The sequence below is a fragment of the Streptomyces sp. NPDC039609 genome (assembly GCF_055596705.1).
The window spans coordinates 90185-106739 of sequence record NZ_JBVIUJ010000021.1 but is presented as its reverse complement, the minus strand read 5'-3'; the positions used below and the strand labels follow the sequence as shown (position 1 = coordinate 106739).

Below are 16555 nucleotides of genomic sequence, written 5' to 3'. Positions count from 1 at the left end.
CGAGCAGCTCCTTCCGGACTACGAGCGGGTGCTGGGCCCCGACCACTCCGAGACCCTCGCTGCCCGGGGCTTCCTCGCGTACTTGCGGGGCGAGGCGGGGGATGTGGACGGCGCCCTCACGGCCTACGAGCAGCTCCTTCCGGACTACGAGCGGGTGCTGGGCCCCGACCACTCCGAGACCCTCGCTGCCCGGGGCTTCCTCGCGTACTTGCGGGGCGAGGCGGGGGATGTGGACGGCGCCCTCACGGCCTACGAGCAGCTCCTTCCGGACTACGAGCGGGTGCTGGGCCCCGACCACCCCGAGACCCTCGCTGCCCGGGGCTTCCTCGCGTACTTGCGGGGCGAGGCGGGGGATGCGGACGTTAATCAATCGACGTGACCTCGCCGTGCAACCCCAGGACAAATTGCGTCGTTTGCGGCTGGTGACACGGTTTTTACCGGCACCCCAGGTCGACGACCGGCGCCTCCGGGGCCTCCTCGCCCGCGAGCGGCGCCGGTGCGCGGTGCGCCGCCTTCGCGTTGATGACCTCGATCAGGGCCTCGGTGAGGCGCCGTTCTGTGCCTTCCTGTGAGACTCGATCGTGTGCAGCTCACAATGCTCTGGTCGATGACGTTCTGTCGGCGTGATCCGGGCGGGCGAGCTCCGCGTACGGCGGGACGAGAGCGATCACTGCCACGAGCAGGGAGGCGACAGCCACCCGCTTGCCCGGGCTTCGCCGCGGGGGCAGATCCGCCGGCTGATCCGCGTGGTGGCACCTGCTTCGCCTCAAGCGGCGGAGCGGCTTCGCAGTTCCCTTCTTCCGACGCTTCATCTGTGCCTCCCTTGGGGCTGGGTTCCCTTTGGACCCTACGCATGGGTTTGCGGCGATAAACCGTATTTGCGAAGAAAAGGCGCCATTGCCGGTCATTCGTGGTTCCCGGGGCGCACACGCGGGACGCCCCGCCAGCGGCGGTGGTCGTGGCAGCAGCCCCCAGGAATCGGAACCGGGCCTGGTTGGCACCTTCAGTGACTGGAGGAGGGCAACCGTCGCAGTAAGTTCTTTGCGGGATCTCCGCCAGATCAGGATCAGGTGGAGGCGGAGGCGCGGGAGTACTTCGGACGGCACGGTATGTAGGCCAGCCGATGTCTGATCCTTCAACGCCGCCGAGGTGACAACCACGTTGACGCGCGGCCAGGTGCGTCGAGCAACAGAGCGTCCATGAATGCCTGAAAACGGTGGAGGTCCTCTGCCCACCCAGGAACGATCAAGTATTGGACGGTGCTGATGGCGACCGCAGCCTCGCCTGCAGCACCTTGTAAGGCGAGGCCACCGGCTCGGACCCATACGTCCCACATCACATCGTTCATCAGTTGGATGATGATCTCCGGCCTGCCCTCCACGGCCGCCCGGGCCCACAGCTTCAAGAGAGTGTCGGTGGCCGTCGTGCAGGCCCTGACTGCTGCGCACAGCCGCCGGTCGTCGGCCTGCTCGAAGGCGCGCATCATCCCGAGAACCCCGTACGCCATCGGGGACTGCGCCGCCAGATCGTCGCCGGCGAGCTCGGCTTTGAGGTGGGTGGCACGGATGCGGTCGATGCTCGCCTTGCCCTCCGGCCAGATGCGTTCCCATGAATTCAGCAGGTCCTCGAAGCCGACATCCCCGGTTCCGCCGACCATCATCAGGGCGCCCCGCTCCGTCAGGACCCGGTGGAACATGTTCGGCACCGAACGGGACGGAGGCAGTTCGACTCCCGCGTCGGCCGCGTACGAGCGCAGCGTCCCGTCGAGGTCACGCCGTGGTGAACGACGGTTCTGCAGCAGCCGGGCCGCAATCTTCTCCCGTGCCTCGTGCGCCTCGTCGGAGTCCCCACGGGGAATGCTTGCGACGTCGACTCCCGCCTTCGAGAACGGACGCATCAGCGTGGCGAGCAGCGCCTCGCGCAGCCGTGCGGCGGTATCCGGTGTGTCGTCGAGCGCCCAGAAGACCCAGCCGACCCAGCTGATGCTGCGGCCCGAGGCCGAGAACTTCGCCAGGTCTATCGTTCGCTGCACGATCTCGGGACGGATCGTGGGCCCCTCGGCGTCGAGCCACTCGTTCGTCCTCGGCAGCCACAGGTGCTGACGCCATCGCTCCAGCTGGAACGCGGTCACGGTGCGCCCGTTTTTCTCGGCCTCGGCGATCAGCGCGAGTTCGAGGCGGGACGGCTTCGTACGGGCCACGGTCAGCTCCTGCTGTTGGTCTCGGTGGACAGGACGGCATAGACGGCGGCCGCCGTTCCCAGGGCGCTCGCCCACGCCTGACTCTGTGCCGCCACGACGCCGGCGGCGGCCACCAGGAGCAGGACGACCAGGCGGCTGCCCTCGCCTCCCCCGGGTGCGAGCGGGTTGCTGTTCACGTGCACGGTCCTTTCCCGTGGTCCTCCTGCCTGGGCGTTCCGGGCAGGGCAGATACGACGGCCGGGAGACCCGGAACGGCTCTGCACACCTATCTCGCCATCCAGCCTCGGGCGAAGTGAAGAAAACCTCGCGGGGTACGCCGTCGCCCGGTCGGTCGTGTGTTCTCTGGCGCCGTGTCAGTGGAGGGCACTACCGTGAGTGTTGGCGCCCACGCACGGGCCCAAGCCAGCCTCTAGCCCATGACTTGGGGCGCTTCTGAGGCGAAGGTGCCAGGACCGAAGTCCCAGCGCATCAGTGCGAGAGCGAGACCGGGTTCGTCGTCGACGAACGCCTCGGTATGCCCGCGCAACCACCACGTTCTCTCGCGTGCATCGGGTCATGGGTAAACCGCTGCACGCCACCCAGGAGATCTTCGTGGTCAAGAAGCACGGGAAGAAGCAGCGCGCCAAGAAGAAGGCGCAGCGCACCGGAGCCGGGCACGCCTCTGCGGCCGCAGGCACCACCCACCAGCACACGCCCCTCCCGGACATGAGCGTCCTGACCGGCCTTCCCCACGCGCAGGGGCGGACGGTCAACCTGGACCTCGCCGCCCGGCTCGTCGCCGCGTGCCGGACCGCCTGCCAGCCCTGCCAGAGGTCGCTGGCGAAGAAGGTCGTCGAGGACCGGGCGACGCTCACCGCGCTCGCCGGAACCGTCTACAGCCTGCCGACTGGCGTTGCCTTCGCCTCGGACACCACCCGCGAGTGGGCGCCGCTGGCCCGGACCGCGCACACGCACGGCGACGGGGCGGCAGCACTGGCAGCCGTGGAGGCGATGACGCCGGCGCAGGCATCGGACCTCCTGGAGGACGCGCTCGACCACTGGGCGATGGGCGGCGCCTCCCTGGAGGAGATCGCCGACATGATCAAGGTGATCACTCCGGAGGACCTCGGCATCCCACCCGAGACCGTCACCGACGTGGTCGACCCGCAGACCACCGTCTCCGTCTACGCCGACCAGGTCGCTGGCACCGAGGGCGCGGATCCGGCCGGGGGCCCCTACAGGCTGCACCTGGGATACGTGGCGATGCCCGATGGGCGCCCGCTACCCCTGATCGCCTTCGAGCCGCGCACCGAGCAGGCCCGGCTGGAGCAGCTGCGCGGCGAGTGCCGGTGGCGGCCCTGGAACGGGCGCGGCAGCGAATTCCCCGAGCTGGACTTCAACTGGCGCATCCGCATGGACATCGGCTCTCGGGCCATGCGGGAGATCGCGCACACCGACTTCGAGGGCTTCGACGACATCAGGCTGTGGCGGGGCGAGGTAAAGGCGCCTGACGACTGGTGGGACCTGCTCGACACGGCGTCCCACGCGCTGCTGTGCGGGCCGGTCTCCTCCCCCGACCCCGACGCGCTCCTCGCCGCAGCCACTCGGGGCGAGCTGGTCGCCGTCATCGCCCGGGCCAGATTCTCGTGACCGACTGACCACGCCTCATTCCCGGTCGGATTTTTGAAACTTGCCCAGGTCAACGGGTCCACGGCCCCGGTGCCGTCCGGCGCGCACGCACCCGCACCACGGGAGCGCTGTCCGCGCCGGGCGGTGCCGGGGGGAGCGGGGGTCCGGGGGCTGGCGAAAGCCCCCGCGACCACCGGCCCGAGCCACGGACAGCCCCATCGAGCGGAGAGCCGCCTCATGACCGACGCCCACATCAACCTCACCCAGATCGCGCGGTTGGCCGGCGTCGGCCGCGCCGCCGTCGTCAACTGGCACCGTAAGCACGACGACTTCCCCGCAGCCGCTGGCGGCACCGACACCAGCCCGCTGTTCGCGCGTGCGGCTGCCGAGCAGTGGCTGCACGACCACGACCTCATGCCCCCACCGCCCGAGCCGCCGCAGCCCCCCGAGACGGTGACCTTCGCCAACGGGGCGGTGGTGACCGTGTACGGCCCGAGCTTCACTCTCCCGCGCTGCTGTGGAGCGGCGGCGAGGGCTACGAGGAATTCACGGGCTACATCCACCACGACCGGCCCGGCGTCCCCTGGCCGACCGCCTCCGCCCGGATCGAGATGCCCGCCCGCGAGCCGTACCCGGTGACCGGCGCACACGTCGACATCAGCGGCTACGGCGGGCGCATGGACTTCCTCAAGCTCATCTGGCGTGCCGACCTTGGCGCGGCCCTCCCGATCACCGACTCGCAGAACACGGAGGTACACCGATGACGGACACCACCACGGGCACGGTCCCCGAACAGGCGGCCACGCGCGAGAAGACGTGGCCGGAGGCGCTGGGCGCCACTCGTATCGCCGAGATGCTTGCCGGGCTCACCGGCGAGCCGGTCCGCGCCCTGGACGTCGCTGCGCTCGTCGAGCGAGAGGCCCTGGTCGAGGTCGACCGGTACAAGGGGTGGCCGATGTACTCGACGGCGGCCGCGCGCGCACTCGACGTCGACCTGGTCCGCGGAGTCGTCGCCGAGCGGGTGGCGTGGTTCGAGGCCAGCCTGCCCCAGGACGCGGCCGCCGAGCGAATCGGCTGGCATTGGAGGGACATCGCCCGCATGGGCCGCGAGGGCCTCATCGCCACCGGCCCCGCCGACCGGTACCTGATCGCCGACCTGGACAAGCTCGCCGAGGAGGCCGACGGCGAGCAGTACATCACCGCGCAGGCCGCCGCCGACGTCCTGGAGATCCGGCCCACCGACTGGAAGTACGTCGAGGCCGCCGGGTGGATCGAGCCAGCCGACACCTACGAGCGCGAGGTCGGCCGGCGGCGCACCATCACCGTCGTCCTGTACCGGCTTGGCGACGTCCGCGACCTGCGGGACATGCCCGGCGTCGACTGGGAGGCCGCCCGCGGACTCGGGAAGGGCGTCCCGTCCCCGCTACGCGAGTACGCCAACCTCGCTCCCACACGCGCCGCCGCGGTGAAGGGCTTCTGCCAGCAGCTCGCCGACCGGCACGGCACGACCGTGTGGTCATGGCACTCGCCCTACTCCGGCGGGTGGGAGCTGGACTGGGCACGGGTCGACGGCGGCCCGACGAAGGAGACCGTCCGCAAGGAGCTCGCCGCCGATCCTGGCGTCGCCTCGTACGCCGACGAGATCACCCTGTGCCCGACGTGGGGGCGAATCACCCGCCGGGCCCGGCAACTCCTGGAGCCGGGCGCCGCGGTCATCCTGGACACCGAGACCACGGACCTCTACGGGCAGACCGTCGAGCTAGCCGTCATCGACGCCGCCACGGGCAAGGTGCTCCAGGACACGCTGGTGAAGCCCACGGAGCAGATCACTGACGGCGCACGTCGAGTTCATCGCATCTCCGACGAGGAAGTGGCCTCGGCTCGGCCCTTCGAGAAGATCCTCCCGAGGCTCCGCCAGGTCACCAAGGATCGGATCGTGTGTGCGTACAAGTCCGAGTTCGATCGTTCCGTCGTGCTCGGCGACATCGCGCGGGCCGGAAGGAAGCCGATGCACCTGGAGCCCGAGGGCAATTGGTACTGCCTCATGGACGCCTACGCCAGGTGGCTCGGCTCCAACCGGTGGCTGGGGCTCGGCGGCAAGCATCGCGCGGCCGGCGACTGCGAGGCGGCACTTGAACGACTTAAGGAGATGGCAAACGGCAAGGGAACGACCTTCAGGCCCACCCGATAGGGGGACATGAGCGTCAACCCTGGCGGCGCCGCTTCCACCAGACGTCCAGCGAAAAGGTCAGGGCGACCCCCAGGAGGGGACTCAGCAGCGTCAGCAGCAGCGTTGCCCTCTCGGGCGGGGCCCAAGCGACCACAGCCCCGAGACCAGCGGTCAACAGAAGGCAGATGGTGGTCACCGCGATAGCGAGCCGACGGCGCCGCCCGAAAGCGGCCAGCCGCTCGATGACCTGCCTAATCCGCGTAACGAGCTTCTTCACGTTTCCCCCTCGGGGTAGTGGTTCACCGGCCATGCCTCCTGCGGGCTGACCTGCTAAATCCACTCTCCGGGGTGCTCATGGGCGCTTGACGTGCCGTCCTCATCACGCCTCAACTCGCCTTCTGCTGTGCCAAGATGTGTCATCTGTTGCCATCGTTGGGCGAGCGTGGCCAAGGGGGGGCGAGATGAGCAAGGCCTTGCGGATGCCGTCGGAGGAAGAGCTGCCGAACGGTCCTGTTCGGCTGTTCGTGCAGGAGCTCTGGTTTCACTATCGGGAGGCGAATCGTCCCTCCGGCCGCGAACTGGAAAAGGAACTCGCCGATCGGGAGGACCTGGCCGGCACCGCCAGCCGGGAAACGATCCGTCGCATGTTGCAGGGGAAGACTGTCCCCTCTCGATGGACCACGGTGGATGCCCTGTTCAGGGTGCTGTGCGGCAGGTCTGGCATCGACCCGGATGAGACGCGATGCTCTGCGGGTGCCCCAAGGTGGGTGACATTTGCCGTGGCGATGCAGCAGCTGTGGGATGAGGCGCTGGAAGGTCGCAGTGATCCAGATCTACTGCTGGGCATCCCTGATCGGCGGGACCGATGGAATCGGCGGCCGGGAGATCCCATGGACATGTGACCCAGGGGTCATTGCCTGCCGGCAGCGTGTCTGAAGTCGGGCATGCCGAGGTGGACCACGCTGTGCCGCTCTGTGAGGCGGTTCATCGCCGCGAGCTTCTCGTTCGCCGCGGCAAGGCTCACTTCCGTTGGTGGCCGCGAAACACTCGCAAGGCCGTGGCGGCAGGGCCTGGTTCGGCTGGACGTTCCGGAACGTCCGCGAGCACATCCCAACCCCGGACGGATCTCTTTCTCCTGGCAGGGATGTCTGCGGGCTAGCGGAAGGCGGCGTCGATGGCTGAAGGCATCGGTCTGTGGTTCTGGACAGCGCTGGCCCGGAATCTCCGGTCTCGCGCGCGCGGGACGCGCGACACGCGTGAAGTGCGCCCCGTCGGGATGCAACCCTAGATCTAGTGGTTGCATGGCGTCAGCCACCTACAAGTTGTGGTCCCCGGTCTATCGGTGGTGCCCGCATCGCCTATGCTCATGTGTGCTCGTTCGGTCCCCCTTGACGCTGCCTCAACTTGAGGCAGTCCCCAGGGTCCTGGGGGATTTTCAGGACCGAACGAGGAGGTAAACGATGACGTCGTACAGGAATGAGGATCCGTCGGCCGAACAGCGGAAGCGCCTGACCTTCGGGCAGGCAGTGGCCGACTGGATCGCGCCGGCGGGGATGCTCCTAGAGGTCATCAGTGAGGTCGTGAGCATCCTGCAGAACTGGATGTGAAACGTGACCCGGACGAACAGAGGTCGGCTCATGACTGAGCCCGGCCGCGTAGTAGTCGGCCGGGCTCAGTGATCACACCTTGTGTGGACGAGGCCTGGTTCCGGTGGCCGCCGGGGCCAGGTCTTCGTCGTCTCCCGGCTCTCGACCCTCCGATTGAGGAGTGTCAAGGGATACCCGGGGCAACACCTCACCACAATATAGGACCCTGCCCCGAGTGCCTGCCAGGCGGTCGGGATCGGCAAAGAGGTGCTTGTCGCCGTGGGACGTGTCGGCGCATCATCACCGACACCGCGGCCGCCCTCGGCCTCAACGACCAGGCCGCCCGGCACTCCTTCGACACCCTCGCCGAAGAAGGCAACCTCGGCAGCGTCAGCGTGCTGCGTGTCCTCGAGCGCACCCACGCCACCGCCCCCGGCAGGGGGCATTGCGCTGTCCCCACCCGGGCCGCGACGGCGACCATCAACAGCCCTCGGCCCGCTGTCAGTGCCGGATGCGACCCTATGCAGGCCCGGCGGGCGCCCATCATCCTGAAGCCGATGCTGCCGCCGGGCACACCCATCTCGAGCGGAGGACAGGCATGGATTGCTACCGAGTCACATGGACACAGGACGGCAAGGAGCGGACGTCCGTCGTCAGCTACGACCTGCCGAGCGCCACCGACCGCAAGACCCAGCTTGATGCCGACGGCGCCACCGCCATCGAGATCCTGAAGGTCCAGCCCGGCAAGTAGCCCTGGCTGAAGACGCATCAGTGCCCGCCCGGGCAGCACACGGGCGGGCACTGGCGTATGCGGAAGGTTCCTGCGTCACACCCCTGTCGCACCCGGGGCACCGGTGGCACTGCGTCCCGTACGCGGTCCTCGCAGACCATCCCCGGAGGCGGGACGGCGCAACGGCCCCGCCTGCGCTCCGGCACAGTCTGGGCCGCGCCCGCCTCCCGGCTCCCCACGGGAGGCCGAAGGCGCGCCGCCGGCGTCACTCGGCGGCCTTCAGGTCCGATCGGGTTCCGCGGCCAGGCCGCAGCGTCCTCACGCACCGCGGACTGTCCCGTACAACCAGTTATCGAAACAGTGTTCCCTTTGTCGGGGTTGGCGGGTTAGTGTCCACGCCAAGCAAGATCCTCGGGAGTGGGGAGCACCTCATGCACACTGTCGAAACCGCAGGTCGCCCCGGGCGTCCCCCCGGCATCCGCGCCGACAAGTTCGGGCTCACCGCCAGGCAAGCCGCGATCATCTCGTTCATCGAACGTGAAGTGTCCCGTCAGGGATACCCGCCGTCGATGCGCGAGATCGGCGCCGCGGTCAAGCTCGCCAGCACGTCGTCCGTCGCCCACCAGCTCATGGCCCTGGAGCGCAAGGGCTTCCTCTACCGCGACCCCCACCGCCCCCGCGCCTACCGCGTCCGCCCCACCCAGGACCACGACACCGCCGAGCCCCTCCCGCAGCCAGCCCAGAGCGTGACGCAGGTGCCGCTCGTGGGCCGGATCGCGGCCGGCGCGCCGATCCTCGCCGAGGAAACCGTCGAGGACGTCTTCACCCTCCCGCGGCAGCTCGTCGGCGAAGGCCAGCTGTTCGCGCTGAAGGTGGTCGGAGACAGCATGATCGACGCGGCCATCTGCGACGGCGACTACGTCACTGTCCGGAAGGCCGAGACGGCCGACCACGGCGACATCGTGGCCGCCATGCTCGACGGCGAAGCCACCGTGAAGCGCCTGCGCCGCGAGCACGGCCGGGTCTGGCTCATGCCCCACAACCCCGCCTACGACCCGATCCCGGGCGACGAGGCCACCATCCTGGGCAAGGTCGTCGCGGTCCTGCGCACCCTCTGACGATCGGCGGCGGCCCCGCCCCCTGTGGAGCGTGGGCCGCCCGCCCGTGAGGGCGTGCGATCACGCGACGCATCTGCATAGCCTGACGTCAGACCCCAGGGGGGCACCTGGAGGAACGATGCCCGGTCGTCCGATCTGGAGCGGCGCCATCTCATTCGGCCTGGTGACGGTGCCGTGTCGGCTCGAGAATGCGACCGAGAGCCACAGCATCAGCTTCCGGCAGATCCACCTCAAGGACGGCTGCGGAGGCCGGATCCGCTACCGCAAGGTGTGCGAGCTCGACGGCCAGGAGCTGACCGAGGCCGAAATTGGGAAGGGGTACGAGGTCTCCAAGGACAACGTCATCCCGATCACTGACGACGACCTGGCGAACATGCCGCTCCCGACGGCCAAGGCGATTGAGATCGCCGCGTTCGTGCCCTGGGACAGCATCGACCCCCGCCACATCGGCGAATCCGCGTACTTCATTTCGGCCGACGGCCCTGTGGCGGCGAAGCCGTACACCCTCTTGCGCGAGGCGCTGGGCCGCAACGAGAACGTGGCCGTCGCCAAGTTCGCGCTCCGCGGCCGGGAGCGTCTCGGTCTCCTGCGCCCCTACGGTGACGCGCTGCTGCTTCATTCGATGCGCTGGGACGATGAAGTGCGCGACCCGACCGAGCTGGCCCCTGACGACGTCGACCTCACCGAGAAGGAGATCAGCGAGGCGCTCACGCTCCTCGACGCCATGTCCGTGGAGCACCTGGCCGATGTCGGCGAGGCCGAGCTCACCGACCAGTACCGTGAGGCGCTGGTTGAGGTCATCGAGGCGAAGGCCGAGCACCGCGAGCCGAAGGCCGCCGAGGGCAAGGAGGCGGCGCCGGCCGGACAGCTCGTCGACCTGATGGCCGCGCTCGAGGAGTCGGTGGCGAAGGCGAAGGCGTCCCGCGGCGAGACCAGCGAGCCGGCCACCGTCCACGAGATGCCGAAGCCGAGGAAGAAGACCGCGGCCAAGAAGGCGCCTGCCAAGAAGAAGACGGCCGCCAAGAAGACCACGGCGAAGAAGACCACCTCGAGGAAGCGCGCCTCCTGAGGCGTTGCGCCAGCTCGCGCTCCTGGCGCGCTAGCTGGCGCGGCCGCCGATGTCAGCCGGGAAGCTCGGGACGCGTTCCCCGGGTGTCCACTGCGTCTTGAATCGAGCACCCGCGTTGTGCAGCACGGTCACGTCCAGCTCCCACGCGTGCTTGCTCCGCCGCACCCACAGCTTTCTCGCCGCCTTGAGGTGCTTGTCGAACTTCCTGTCGGACCAGCCGTTGAAGGCCTTCGCGTGCTCCTTGGCCCGGAGGAAGTACCGCTCACCTACCATGCTGGCGCGCCCGATGTGCGTGACCTCGTCGCAGAGGACGCACAGGCAGACCAGCCTCTCCAGGCGCTGGATCCGTCGGCCCCGCACCTTGTTGTAGGAGTAGCGCTCATGGGCGTGGAGACGCGGCGCAACCTCGACCGCTGCCAGAGACTCCCGGGTGTTGCCGCAGATCTCACAGGCTTCCCCTGCCCGCTGGTAGACCATCTTGCGAACCCGCACCCACTCGTTCTGCGTGGCCAGCATCGAGCGACCCGCGGAGCCCCAGCACGTAGACGGAACAAGATCGACGTACAGACCGTCCCCTCCGAACGTCCGATCCTCCCCCAGGATCACAACAGGGACCTCTCGCCTCACGGGCACTCCCCTCCCTAGACGCCGCCCCAGGCTTGGAGGGTAGAGCCACCTCTGCGCCTAGGGCGCATCGTCCCCGTAGACCCGCTTCCCGGGCGGTGGGGGCTTGTCGATCTCGAGGCTTCCCCACGGCTGGCAGATGTCGCAGAACTCCAGCGCCGGGAACTGCTGCATCGCGACGAACGCCTCCTCCCGCGACAGCAGCCCGGTGTGCCGCGGGTCGACGTGGCAGCCCCCGCGGTGCAGCATCGGCTGCCCCTGCGCCGCCCTCGACGGCAGGACCTTCCACGCAATTTCCGCCCGCGCGATCTCCTGCCGGCGTTTCTCCTCGGCCTGCTCGGCCTCCAGCTGCCGGATGGTGCGGTCGGCCAGGTCGACCTGCCACCGCAGCCAGTCCCTGAGGGTGCGCTGTTTCTCCAGTCGCTCCGATATCGACAACATGCCGCGCTCCGCTACGCCGCGGACATGCTGTTGGACGCGGCGCCCTGGGTCCGCTTCAGGCGCATCCGGGCCGCTACGACCGTCTCGTCCTTGCCCAGGGTGTCCCAGTAGGGGTGGGTGGAGGCCTGGATCGTCAGCTCTTGCAGGAGTGCGTGCAGGCGGGCGTGCTCGGCCGTCTGCTCGTCGGTCCAGCCGGGACTGTCCTCCCGTCCCCCGGTCACGACACCGGTATGCGGGTGCGTCTCGCCGGGCCAACCAGGCATGGGATTGACCGACCACGGCAGGGTTCGGCAAAGCGCCTCGAACTCGGAGCGTGCGTGATGCAGGCGGAGCTGGGCGTCGGCGAGATCAAGCGGGAAGGTATCGACCACGGCTGAAATGATACTCCTGTTCGAATACCGGGTCGATCGACACCATAGCCACACGCGGAGGGTCACCTGTGACGAAGCGCGATAGATGTCGCCTGAGCACGACTGTCGTCACCGCCGAAGCCCAGGGGTGTCGTACCCCTGGGCTAGTTTCTCGTCGATCGGCGGTCGCGGGTGCGGACGCCACGAGAGCTGCGGGGGCCTCCCGCCGGTAGGAGACCAGGTGAAGACCGTCAACGACTTCGTCCCCTTGCTCGGATTGCCCGTTCGACAGGACGAAGGGCATCTGATCAAGGAGATCGCTTCGTCCTGGTCGGTCACCTTGCCCGAGGACTTCATCGCGATCGCCGGCGCGTACGGTGACGCGGCCATCTCTGACTACATCTACTTCTGCGGGGCCCGGACGCTGCGCGAGTACGCCGACGGAATGGGCCGGCTGCTGGAGGCGTCCCGAACGGTTCCCCACGTGGTCCTGCCGACCCCAGGTGGGGCTCTGGTCTGGGGGAACACGATCGAAGGCGACCAGCTGTTCCTCGTTCCCCGCGAGCGCGGGACCTGGACGGTGTCGGCGTTCCGCCGCGGCTGGGGGGACTGGCACGACACCGACCTCGGCTTCAGCGACTGGTTCCACCTCGCGCTGACCGGCGGGACGGCCACCGACTGGCTGCCGGAATGGGAGCCGCTTCCGCACCCGCTTGAGCTCGACAGCGAGTGACGGAAAGTCTGAACACGGACCGCGGGTGACAGGTATCTCGCGGAGACGGTGACAACCATCGTGCTTCGCCTCGCAGCTCTGCCCAGGCCGTTCGACGTCCCGGTGGCAACTAACCTGCTCCGGCACATCACCCAAGTGGGCGCGATGCGGCTGCGCCGACCCGTCATCGGCGAGCTCAGTGCCCGGTACGGGCACCGCGTGGCGGGGCTGATGGGGGCATACGGGAAGACCGGCTGAGCGTGGCGCTACTACGGTCCGCCGTTTCGGCGCCGCCGCTCTCTTTCACGGTGGTCAAGCACGGCTTGCCACCACTGAAGACGGTGCGACGATTCCTGGGGCAGCAGGATCTGCACCAGAGAAACGATCATCGTCGTAAGTAGGACCGCGGCAGTCACAGCAACCGGTGCGCTGAACACGGCGCACCCAACGGCGGCCCCTCCTCCTCCGATAGGGACAGGCCAGCTGGTCGGGAATTTGGCTGTCATGTCGGCCTCCTACGAGAACGCTGGGCTCCCTCCCGCCTTGACATTACGGCCGAGGGCTCAGCTTGAAACCTCTTGAATTCGCGGACCTACTTCTCCGCGACCAGGCGTTCTGGCCAGGCAAAACGTGGCAGAGGACCAGCCGAAGCACTACGAAAAGGTGTCCCCTTCAGAAGTCGGTGTTGTTCTTGTACACGCCAGGCGGCAGGGGTCTCAGCCGCCGTACGGCCGCAACACCAGGTCCACATGAGAAGCCAGCAAGCCTGCTCGCCGCGGGCCCCGCTACCGGGAAGCGGCCGCAAGCGTCTCCGGGCCAAGCACATGCACCACCCCGTCCCAGCCGGGAGCACAGGCCTCGAGCCGGCCACCGGCGATCGGGGAGCCGCGGACGACAAGGAGCGGCCACACCGACCCCGCTGGCATCCCGAGCGCGGCCGCCGTCCGCTGGGCGCACGAGGCGACCGCCTCGACCTGCCGTGCCGGTCCTGCGCCCCGCAGCGCACCCGCCCGCGTACGAGCTGAGTGGGCCAACCGCGGCCCCACCGCTTCGCGTCCAGCACCACCACCGCCGTCCCACACGGCGATACCAGCACGTGATCCAGGTTCTCGCGCGAGCCCGGCAGCGCCAGGTCGTGCCGTATGTGCCAGCCGACGGCCTTGAGCCGGCCGTAACCGTCATCTTCGCCAGGGCCACAAAGCGGTCAAGGCCCCGCCGGGAAGCGTGCGGGCTTACGGCGGGGCCCTGGGCGAGCCTGCTACGCAAGAGGCAGGCCCGGCGGGCGACCAAGGAGTGGTTGTCGCCCGCTCATCCAACGGGCCGACTGGCGAATGGGCACGGCTCGGATGCCGAAGCCTGGGCGATGCGACTCCATCGAGCGACCCCCAACACGGATCACCCCGGCGGGGCTGCCGGGTTGATCGCAGGCACCCAGCAACTCGGGAAGCGGTCGACATCCACCGAGCCACCGACATCGACCCTCCCCCGAGCCCAAGTCACCTCTTAAGAGGTGACTTCGCCGACTGCTCGCCAGCCAGACGCTTCAGGCAGCCGGAGGAGGCATCCCGGCCCGAATGCCCCCTGGGCAGAGACTCAGCGCGCGGGTCATCTGGCCAGACTCACCAGTGGCGCCCGGGAATCCACCCCTCATGCCACAGCCCCCCTCGGGCCTCAGTGGTCTGAGCACGACGGTGTCATGCAAATGGTGTCGCGCCGCCCCTTCCCTGTTGAACGGCCCACGCGGAACGGCCGCGGGGCCAGACTGAAGGGAAGACGATGGAGATCGCGATCGTGGCAGCGCTGGTGATGCTGCTGGTGGAGCGGGTCATCAAGATTGCGGCCGACCGCAGCAAGGCCAAGGGGGAGGCCGAGTTGATCGAGGCGAAGGGGACGGCCGAGTTGGCGCGCGCCCGGGGCCAGGCCGAAGTCATCAGGGCCAGGGCGGAGCTGAAGGCCGGTCACACCAGCGGCCGTGCGGCCGGCAAGAGGGGGCGGGCGCATGACTGAGGCCGAGGGGCGCTCTTTCGCCGACCAGGTGGTGAAGGTCCACAACGACAAGGGCAGGGCGCTGGTGCGCCTTGCCCAGCGCGAGCTCAAAGCCGAGGGGCTCGCTTCCCGGGTGGACGCCGAGGACATCGTGCAGGACGCCTTGGTGACCACCTTGACCAATGCCAAGACGAAGAACATTGAGAATGTTTACGCCTATTTGTGCCGAGTTATTAAGAACCGAGTGCGCGACGAGAGTCGCCGGAAGGGAGTCAGCGATCCCGTCGACGCGACGGGTTGGGCTGCGGAACGCTACAAGGTCCTGTGGGTCTCGGACGTCGAGGACGTGGACGGCAGGCTCGACATGGAGCAGGCCCTTGGCACGATGTCGCCGCAGCAGCGACGGCTCATCCTGCTGTCGAAGGGCATGGGCTATACCCATGCCGAGATCTCGGAGATCGCCGGCGTCCACAAGGGGACGGTTTCCGAGCACATCAGACGCGCGAACGTCGTCCTGGCGGCGCTCACCTTCAGCGCGATCCTCTTTGCGGCAACATGGCTCCCGCACACGGTCGGCAGAATCCTGGTGGAGCCGCAGAGCGACGGCTCCCGCCCGCCCGCCGGCGACTTCCTGCTCTTCCTTGTCGGAATGCCCGTGCTCGCCTCGATGCTCCTGGTCCTGACCTCCGGGGGCACCGGATGGTGGAGAGCAAGGAGAGACAGGCGGGCGCGCCGCGACTCCGATGTCCTCACGGCGATGTTCCAGGTGACGGAGGAGCTCAAGAAGCAGCAGCGGGGATACCGGCTGCCCACGCCAGCCGCCTATGCGTCCAGGCTCCAGATCCCCAAGAGCTGGATCACGATGCGCACGCTCACGCGCGGGCGCGCACAGTCGCCGCTCCTGGACATCGGAAAAACTGTCCCCCTGTTCTGCCAGTTCGGCCAGTTCGGCCAGGACAGGATCACCGGGGTCACCCTCCGGCACCCGCTCAACACGCTCGTCCGCGAGTCCTCTACCGGCAGCGCCAGCTCGTACAGCCCGCCAGACACCGGCTACTACAGCGGCGGAGAAGGGGGCGAGGGAGCCCCGTAACCCGACGCGCAAAGAACGGGTAAAGAAGTGCCGCCAGCTGTCATGCGACGGACTGGCGGCCACCCCCTACGGAGGGAAGGACCAACGCCCGGCGAGAGCCGCGGGTTATCTGGCCAGAATGACAATCCACGAGGTGACCTCCTCCTCACCTCGCCGCCTTTCCAGCTCCTCGATGCCACGGTCGGTGAAGTACATGGTGAGCCAACTGGTGAGGTGAGGCGGCCTTGAGGCGCTCGACGAAGAGGCGGGGCCGGCCTGGAATCTCCGATCCGACCGCCCCAACCGCCGACCAACCGGGGGCACTGGCTTCTTCATCGCCCCCGGCTGGGTACTGACCTGCGCCCATGACAGGCAGAGAGCTCCAGCTACTGAATGACGATTGCCCCTCTACTGATCTCAATGCCGGTGCACTGCCGTCCTGTTCGATCCGCCAGATCGACCGCCACAAATAGACCGCAATCAGGGCCGCCCCATGCCGATGTCAGGGCGCCCCACGGCTGCCGCGTTCGCCCGCAACCCACCCATCTCCGGCAATCGGCAGGGTGTACAACTCACCCTCAGGATTGAGCTCTTGCGGGGCTAACCCACTAAGCCCCCCACCGTGTGACCAGCGTCCCGATGCAGGGACGGGAGAACCCCTTCTCGACTCACTGGAGGACCGCCGTGCCCATCTCAATCGACCCGCTGTTCGTGCTGCCACTGCTGGTCGGCATCTTCTGCATCGCCCTCGTGGCCATCGTGTGCATCGTCGCCTTGCTCCGCGCCGACCGCGCCGACACCGTTGCCGTCATCAAGGCCCTGCCCGAGCTCGCCGCGACGCTCCTGCGGTTTCGTCGGCGGACCCGGCGGTGACGTCCAAGACCGGCCA

General features: G+C 68.4%; 21 protein-coding genes and 1 pseudogene. 15 read left to right on the top strand and 7 right to left on the bottom strand.

Features of this window, described 5'->3' with window-relative positions:
* Positions 1–379: tetratricopeptide repeat protein (locus ACZ561_RS38515; RefSeq protein WP_471004563.1), on the top strand; the 379-nt coding region annotated here is incomplete at its 5' end.
* Positions 380–1135: 756 nt separating this feature from the next.
* Here the strand turns inward: ACZ561_RS38515 and ACZ561_RS38510 are convergent.
* Together ACZ561_RS38510 and ACZ561_RS38505 are read right to left on the bottom strand one after the other, a co-directional pair.
* On the bottom strand, positions 1136–2200 hold the full coding sequence (locus ACZ561_RS38510) for a hypothetical protein (protein WP_471004561.1): 1065 nt from the start codon (positions 2198–2200) through the stop codon (positions 1136–1138).
* Positions 2201–2202: 2 nt separating this feature from the next.
* Positions 2203–2376 carry a hypothetical protein gene (locus ACZ561_RS38505; protein ID WP_471004559.1) on the bottom strand — a complete coding sequence of 58 codons (174 nt, stop codon included), beginning with the start codon at positions 2374–2376 and terminating at the stop codon, positions 2203–2205.
* A gap of 379 nt (positions 2377–2755) precedes the next feature.
* Here ACZ561_RS38505 and ACZ561_RS38500 point away from each other — a divergent pair, with 379 nt between their 5' ends.
* The 4 genes from ACZ561_RS38500 (at position 2756) to ACZ561_RS38485 (ending at position 5999) form a co-directional block, all read left to right on the top strand.
* Entirely contained in the window at positions 2756–3829 is a 1074-nt protein-coding gene (locus ACZ561_RS38500) for a hypothetical protein (protein ID WP_471004557.1), read from the top strand.
* Positions 3830–4045: 216 nt separating this feature from the next.
* The gene (locus ACZ561_RS38495) at positions 4046–4447 is read left to right on the top strand and encodes a hypothetical protein (protein WP_471004555.1); all 402 of its coding nucleotides are present in this window, start codon (positions 4046–4048) and stop codon (positions 4445–4447) included.
* A complete protein-coding gene (locus ACZ561_RS38490; protein WP_471004553.1) occupies positions 4444–4572 on the top strand; it encodes a hypothetical protein in 129 nt (42 codons plus the stop codon). Before ACZ561_RS38495 ends, ACZ561_RS38490 begins: the two co-directional genes overlap by 4 nt.
* The gene (locus ACZ561_RS38485) at positions 4569–5999 is read left to right on the top strand and encodes a 3'-5' exonuclease (protein WP_471004551.1); all 1431 of its coding nucleotides are present in this window, start codon (positions 4569–4571) and stop codon (positions 5997–5999) included. Before ACZ561_RS38490 ends, ACZ561_RS38485 begins: the two co-directional genes overlap by 4 nt.
* 13 nt (positions 6000–6012) lie before the next feature.
* On the opposite strand, the gene ACZ561_RS38480 is transcribed toward ACZ561_RS38485, so the two are convergent.
* Positions 6013–6255, bottom strand: coding sequence for a hypothetical protein (locus ACZ561_RS38480; RefSeq protein WP_471004549.1), 243 nt, complete (start codon positions 6253–6255; stop codon positions 6013–6015).
* A 184-nt stretch (positions 6256–6439) separates the two neighbouring features.
* Between ACZ561_RS38480 and ACZ561_RS38475 the strand changes: the two genes are divergently transcribed.
* The 5 genes from ACZ561_RS38475 to ku all read left to right on the top strand — a co-directional run bounded on the left by ACZ561_RS38475 (position 6440) and on the right by ku (position 10481).
* On the top strand, positions 6440–6880 hold the full coding sequence (locus tag ACZ561_RS38475) for a hypothetical protein (RefSeq protein WP_471004547.1): 441 nt from the start codon (positions 6440–6442) through the stop codon (positions 6878–6880).
* 558 nt (positions 6881–7438) lie between these two features.
* Positions 7439–7585 (top strand): hypothetical protein, encoded by a 147-nt coding sequence (locus ACZ561_RS38470; RefSeq protein ID WP_471004545.1) that lies wholly within the window; start codon positions 7439–7441, stop codon positions 7583–7585.
* A gap of 577 nt (positions 7586–8162) precedes the next feature.
* Positions 8163–8315 (top strand): hypothetical protein, encoded by a 153-nt coding sequence (locus tag ACZ561_RS38465; protein ID WP_471004543.1) that lies wholly within the window; start codon positions 8163–8165, stop codon positions 8313–8315.
* Positions 8316–8725: 410 nt separating this feature from the next.
* Positions 8726–9412, top strand: a complete 687-nt coding sequence (lexA, locus tag ACZ561_RS38460; protein WP_471004541.1) for a transcriptional repressor LexA — start codon at positions 8726–8728, stop codon at positions 9410–9412.
* 118 nt (positions 9413–9530) lie between these two features.
* Complete coding sequence (gene ku / locus ACZ561_RS38455) at positions 9531–10481, top strand: non-homologous end joining protein Ku (RefSeq protein WP_471004539.1); 951 nt, start codon at positions 9531–9533, stop codon at positions 10479–10481.
* 30 nt (positions 10482–10511) lie between these two features.
* Here ku and ACZ561_RS38450 read toward each other — a convergent pair whose 3' ends face one another.
* The 3 genes from ACZ561_RS38450 to ACZ561_RS38440 all read right to left on the bottom strand — a co-directional run bounded on the left by ACZ561_RS38450 (position 10512) and on the right by ACZ561_RS38440 (position 11917).
* A complete protein-coding gene (locus ACZ561_RS38450) occupies positions 10512–10997 on the bottom strand; it encodes a hypothetical protein (protein WP_471004537.1) in 486 nt (161 codons plus the stop codon).
* A gap of 168 nt (positions 10998–11165) precedes the next feature.
* Positions 11166–11546, bottom strand: coding sequence for a DUF6233 domain-containing protein (locus tag ACZ561_RS38445; RefSeq protein ID WP_471004535.1), 381 nt, complete (start codon positions 11544–11546; stop codon positions 11166–11168).
* Between the two features lie 11 nt (positions 11547–11557).
* Positions 11558–11917, bottom strand: a complete 360-nt coding sequence (locus ACZ561_RS38440) for a hypothetical protein (protein WP_471004534.1) — start codon at positions 11915–11917, stop codon at positions 11558–11560.
* Positions 11918–12137: 220 nt separating this feature from the next.
* On the opposite strand from ACZ561_RS38440, the gene ACZ561_RS38435 reads away from it, so the two are divergent.
* From ACZ561_RS38435 to ACZ561_RS38420, 4 genes are all read left to right on the top strand, one after another.
* The gene (locus ACZ561_RS38435; protein WP_471004532.1) at positions 12138–12629 is read left to right on the top strand and encodes a hypothetical protein; all 492 of its coding nucleotides are present in this window, start codon (positions 12138–12140) and stop codon (positions 12627–12629) included.
* 102 nt (positions 12630–12731) lie between these two features.
* Entirely contained in the window at positions 12732–12866 is a 135-nt protein-coding gene (locus ACZ561_RS38430; protein ID WP_471004530.1) for a hypothetical protein, read from the top strand.
* A 1518-nt stretch (positions 12867–14384) separates the two neighbouring features.
* Entirely contained in the window at positions 14385–14615 is a 231-nt protein-coding gene (locus tag ACZ561_RS38425; protein WP_471004528.1) for a hypothetical protein, read from the top strand.
* Positions 14608–15687, top strand: a complete 1080-nt coding sequence (locus ACZ561_RS38420; RefSeq protein WP_471004527.1) for a sigma-70 family RNA polymerase sigma factor — start codon at positions 14608–14610, stop codon at positions 15685–15687. Before ACZ561_RS38425 ends, ACZ561_RS38420 begins: the two co-directional genes overlap by 8 nt.
* 123 nt (positions 15688–15810) lie before the next feature.
* Here the strand turns inward: ACZ561_RS38420 and ACZ561_RS38415 are convergent.
* Positions 15811–15882: pseudogene (locus tag ACZ561_RS38415) on the bottom strand (DUF6104 family protein); the annotation flags it as partial.
* Positions 15883–16350: 468 nt separating this feature from the next.
* Between ACZ561_RS38415 and ACZ561_RS38410 the strand changes: the two are divergent.
* Positions 16351–16539, top strand: coding sequence for a hypothetical protein (locus tag ACZ561_RS38410; protein WP_471004525.1), 189 nt, complete (start codon positions 16351–16353; stop codon positions 16537–16539).
* Positions 16540–16555 lie beyond the last annotated feature (16 nt).

Coding starts and splice junctions, on each gene's coding strand:
- ACZ561_RS38420 (WP_471004527.1), top strand. CDS start 14,608: ATGACTGAGGCCGAGGGGCGCTCTTTCGCCGACCAGGTGGTGAAGGTC.
- ACZ561_RS38470 (WP_471004545.1), top strand. CDS start 7,439: ATGACGTCGTACAGGAATGAGGATCCGTCGGCCGAACAGCGGAAGCGC.
- ACZ561_RS38445 (WP_471004535.1), bottom strand. CDS start 11,546: ATGTTGTCGATATCGGAGCGACTGGAGAAACAGCGCACCCTCAGGGAC.
- ACZ561_RS38450 (WP_471004537.1), bottom strand. CDS start 10,997: ATGCTGGCCACGCAGAACGAGTGGGTGCGGGTTCGCAAGATGGTCTAC.
- ACZ561_RS38465 (WP_471004543.1), top strand. CDS start 8,163: ATGGATTGCTACCGAGTCACATGGACACAGGACGGCAAGGAGCGGACG.
- ACZ561_RS38425 (WP_471004528.1), top strand. CDS start 14,385: ATGGAGATCGCGATCGTGGCAGCGCTGGTGATGCTGCTGGTGGAGCGG.
- ACZ561_RS38500 (WP_471004557.1), top strand. CDS start 2,756: ATGGGTAAACCGCTGCACGCCACCCAGGAGATCTTCGTGGTCAAGAAG.
- lexA (WP_471004541.1), top strand. CDS start 8,726: ATGCACACTGTCGAAACCGCAGGTCGCCCCGGGCGTCCCCCCGGCATC.
- ku (WP_471004539.1), top strand. CDS start 9,531: ATGCCCGGTCGTCCGATCTGGAGCGGCGCCATCTCATTCGGCCTGGTG.
- ACZ561_RS38475 (WP_471004547.1), top strand. CDS start 6,440: ATGAGCAAGGCCTTGCGGATGCCGTCGGAGGAAGAGCTGCCGAACGGT.
- ACZ561_RS38485 (WP_471004551.1), top strand. CDS start 4,569: ATGACGGACACCACCACGGGCACGGTCCCCGAACAGGCGGCCACGCGC.
- ACZ561_RS38495 (WP_471004555.1), top strand. CDS start 4,046: ATGACCGACGCCCACATCAACCTCACCCAGATCGCGCGGTTGGCCGGC.